Source organism: Halobacterium sp. CBA1126 (genome assembly GCF_009741975.1).
Taxonomy (GTDB): Archaea; Halobacteriota; Halobacteria; order Halobacteriales; family Halobacteriaceae; genus Halobacterium.
On sequence record NZ_WPCF01000164.1, the window covers coordinates 1 to 3,702 of the forward strand.

Here is a 3,702-nt window from a genome sequence, read left to right on the forward strand (position 1 = left end):
CCGCTGTTCGACATCCCCGAGTCCGTGCGCTTCGACGACGAGTTCGGCATCGACGCCAAGTCCGAGCAGGAGGCCGTCACGGAGACGCGCAAGCGCCTCCAGCGCAACGACGACCTGACGGAGTTCCTCGGGCGCGGCCACTACGCCCACTACGTGCCGTCGCTGGTCGACCACCTCTCCCAGCGCTCGGAGTTCATCACGTCGTACACGCAGTACCAACCCGAGGTCACGCAGGGGTTCCTGCAGGCGCTCTTCGAGTACCAGTCGATGCTCGTGGAGCTCACGGGCCTCGGCGTCGCGAACTGCTCGATGTACGACGAGGCGACGGCGCTCGCGGAGGCCGCGCTGCTCGCCAAGCGCGTGCGCGCCGCGGACGGCGACCGCGTGCTCGTCCCCGAGTACGTCCGCGACGGCCACGTCAGCGTCCTCGAGAACTACACGAGCGGCGCGGACGTGACCGTCGAGCGCTACGGCGCCGACGCCGGCAACGTCGACACCGAGGCGCTCGCGGCCGCCATCGACGACGACGTGGTGCTGGTGTACGCGGAGAACCCCACGACCACCGGCGCAATCGAGGAGCGCCTCGACGCCGTCGGCGACCTCGCCGACGACCACGACGCCCTCTTCTGCCTCGGCTCCGACCCCGTGGCGATGTCCCTGCTCCAGCGCCCCGCCGACGTCGGCGCGGACGTCGTCGTCGGCGACGCCAGCGTCCTCGGGATGCCCGCGAGCTACGGGATGGGCCTCGGCGTGTTCGCGTGCCGCGAGGAGTTCCTCCGGCAGGTCCCCGGCCGACTGGTGGGGGCGAGCGAGGACGCCGACGGGAACCGCGCGTACACGCTCACGCTCCAGACCCGCGAACAGCACATCCGGAAGGAGCGCGCGACCTCGAACATCTGCACGAACCAGGCGTGGGTCGCGCTCCGCACCGCCATCCACGCCGCGTCGCTCGGGTCGGGCGGCCTCGTCGACCTCGCCGAGCGCATGGTCGAACTTCCCCGAACCCTCGCCGCGGACCTCGACGCCCTCACGGGCGTCCGCGCGCCCGTCCACGACCGCCACCACTTCCGGGAGTTCCTCGTCCACACCGACCAGCCGGCGCCCGCCATCGCCGCCGACCTCGAAGCCGAGGGGTTCGCCGTGCACGCCGTCGGCGACCACCGCCTGCAGGTCTGCGTGACCGACGCCAACGAGCACGCCGCCGACCGCCTCGTCGACGCGTTCGCGGGGGTGACCAACTGATGGAACACTACGACCAGGCCGCCTACCGGCAGGCCGACGACGACCAGTACGAGCCGCTGCTCTCCGAGAAGGACGAGACCACCACCGAGGTCGATTCCTCGCTGCCCGACGAGCTGACGCGGGACGAACTCGAACTGCCGAGCCTCGCGGAGCCCGAGCTCGCGCGCCACTACGTCCGGCTCAGCCAGCAGAACTACGGCGTCGACTCCGGCCCGTACCCGCTGGGCTCCTGCACGATGAAGTACAACCCCCGGTTCACGGAGGACGTCGCCGCGCTCCCCGCTGCGAGCGTCCACCCCGACCGCTCCGCCGAGAGCGTGCAGGGGACGCTGGAACTCATGCACGACCTGCAGGACTACCTCGGGCGCATCGGCGGCATGGACGCCGTCACGCTCCAGCCGCCCGCGGGCGCCGCCGGCGAGTTCGCGGGCATCCTGCTCGCGGAGGCCTACCACGAGGCCAACGGCGAGGGCCACCGCGACGAGGTCGTGATTCCGGACGCCGCCCACGGCACGAACTTCGCGTCGGCGGCGCTCGGCGGCTACGACGTCGTCGAGATTCCCTCCGGCGACGACGGCCGCGTCGACCTCGACGCCCTCGAGGCCGCGCTCGGCGAGGACACGGCCGCGCTGATGCTCACGAACCCGAACACGCTCGGGCTCTTCGAGCGCGACATCGAGCGCATCGCGGACATGGTCCACGAGGCGGGCGGCCTGCTGTACTACGACGGCGCGAACCTCAACGCCCTGCTCGGCCGCGCGCGCCCCGGCGACATGGGCTTCGACATCATGCACTTCAACGTCCACAAGACGTTCGCCACCCCGCACGGCGGCGGCGGGCCGGGCGCCGGCCCCGTCGGCGTCACCGAGGACCTCGCGGAGTTCCTCCCGGAGCCGCACATTCGGCGCGCGTCGCGCAGCGACGCGGAACGAGCGAGCGGGGAGCGGAGCGACCCGCGAGCCGGGACCGAAAAGTACGAGCGGTACACCCCCGAGCGGTCCGTCGGCAAGGTCCACGGCTTCTCCGGGAACTGGCTCGTGCTCGTGAAGGCGTTCGCGTACATCGACCGCCTCGGCGACGACGGCCTCGGCGACGCCTCCGCGAAGGCCGTGCTGAACGCGAACTACCTCGCGGAACAGCTGGAGTACGACGTCCCGCTCGGCCCGTTCCACCACGAGTTCGTCGCCAGCGCGGGCGAGCAGGACGCCGCCGACGTCGCCAAGCGCATGCTCGACTACGGCGTCCACCCGCCGACGACGAAGTGGCCGGAGCTCGTCGACGAGGCGCTGATGACCGAGCCCACGGAGGTCGAGACCAAGGAGAACCTCGACGACCTCGCGGACGCGTTCAACGCGGTCGCCGGCGAGGACGCCGAGACGCTCGAGTCCGCGCCGAACCGCACCACGGCCCGGCGCATCGACCAGACGAGCGCCGCGCGGAACCCGCGGCTGTCGTGGCACGACCTCGACTAACTCGCGGCCGCTGAGCCCGCCGTCTTAGCCAATCCTTATTACTCGACGCGCCGTCGCTTAATACATGACCGTCGTCAGCGTCTCGATGCCCGACGAACTGCTGGAGCGACTCGACGAGTTCTCCGAGGACCACGGCTACACCGGCCGCAGCGAGGTCGTCCGGGAGGCGGCGCGCAACCTCCTCGGGGAGTTCGAGGACAAACAGCTCGAGGACCGCCCGCTCATCGGCGTCGTCACCGTCCTCTTTAGCTACGAGAACTCCACCGTCGAGGAGCGCATGATGAACCTCCGCCACGAGTACGAGGGTCTCGTCACGAGCAACGTCCACAACCACGTCGGCGACCACTACTGCATGGAGCTGTTCATCCTCGAGGGCAAGCTCGACGAGATCTCGGAGTTCGTCGGGCGCGTCCGCGCCACGAAGGACACGATTACGGTCGACTACTCGGTGATTCCCGTCGACGGCTTCACGCCGCTGTCGGAGAGCTAGTCGACCACCCGCGGTTCGTAGATGCGCTTTCTCGCGTCCGGAATGTAGACGCGCTCCTCGACCAGGTTCGCGTCCTTCAGCAGCGCGAGCCCGTGGCGGGTCGTGCGCTTCGAGAGCCGCGTCCGGTCGCGGAGTTCGGCCTGCGTGAGCGGCGCGTCGTACTCCAGGACTTTGAACACGAGCTTCGCGCTCGGCGGCAGGTCGGCTAAGGCGTCGCGGTCGGGCGTCGGTGCGTCGTTACCGTCGGCAAAAACGACCACTGGTCTCTGCCATACAGGTGCGGCGAGGACGGGCGCACAGTTAGGTGTTTGGCTCCTCTCAGATACGGCCGGCGAGCCGAAGTCGCGACCACATTTGATATTGCAATATAGAGTTTATGCGCTCGCGCTCCGACGAGCGGTCAGCTCGTACACCGACTCGCTGTACGGTTCGGCGACCAGTTCCGCCCAGTTGTGCGTGTACCGGTCCATCACGTCGCCGACGTCCCCGCGGAGGTAC

The 3,702-nt window shown here is 69.7% G+C and carries 4 protein-coding genes; 3 read left to right on the top strand and 1 reads right to left on the bottom strand.

Features of this window, described 5'->3' with window-relative positions; all coding sequences use genetic code 11:
• The first annotated feature begins 3 nt into the window (after nucleotides 1–3).
• From gcvPA to GJ634_RS14550, 3 genes are all read left to right on the top strand, one after another.
• A complete protein-coding gene (gene gcvPA / locus GJ634_RS14540; RefSeq protein WP_231737061.1) occupies nucleotides 4–1,242 on the top strand; it encodes an aminomethyl-transferring glycine dehydrogenase subunit GcvPA in 1,239 nt (412 codons plus the stop codon).
• Nucleotides 1,242–2,714 carry an aminomethyl-transferring glycine dehydrogenase subunit GcvPB gene (gene gcvPB, locus GJ634_RS14545; protein ID WP_157503566.1) on the top strand — a complete coding sequence of 491 codons (1,473 nt, stop codon included), beginning with the start codon at nucleotides 1,242–1,244 and terminating at the stop codon, nucleotides 2,712–2,714. Before gcvPA ends, gcvPB begins: the two co-directional genes overlap by 1 nt.
• Nucleotides 2,715–2,778: 64 nt before the next feature.
• Nucleotides 2,779–3,204 (top strand): CopG family ribbon-helix-helix protein, encoded by a 426-nt coding sequence (locus GJ634_RS14550; RefSeq protein ID WP_157503567.1) that lies wholly within the window; start codon nucleotides 2,779–2,781, stop codon nucleotides 3,202–3,204.
• Here the strand turns inward: GJ634_RS14550 and GJ634_RS14555 are convergent.
• Nucleotides 3,201–3,464, bottom strand: a complete 264-nt coding sequence (locus GJ634_RS14555; RefSeq protein WP_331714203.1) for a helix-turn-helix domain-containing protein — start codon at nucleotides 3,462–3,464, stop codon at nucleotides 3,201–3,203. The genes GJ634_RS14550 and GJ634_RS14555 overlap by 4 nt on opposite strands.
• Nucleotides 3,465–3,702: the final 238 nt, after the last annotated feature.

Bases quoted from the DNA above. Each gene is read 5' to 3' on its own strand.
- gcvPB (WP_157503566.1), top strand. From the start codon at position 1,242: ATGGAACACTACGACCAGGCCGCCTACCGGCAGGCCGACGACGACCAG.
- GJ634_RS14550 (WP_157503567.1), top strand. From the start codon at position 2,779: ATGACCGTCGTCAGCGTCTCGATGCCCGACGAACTGCTGGAGCGACTC.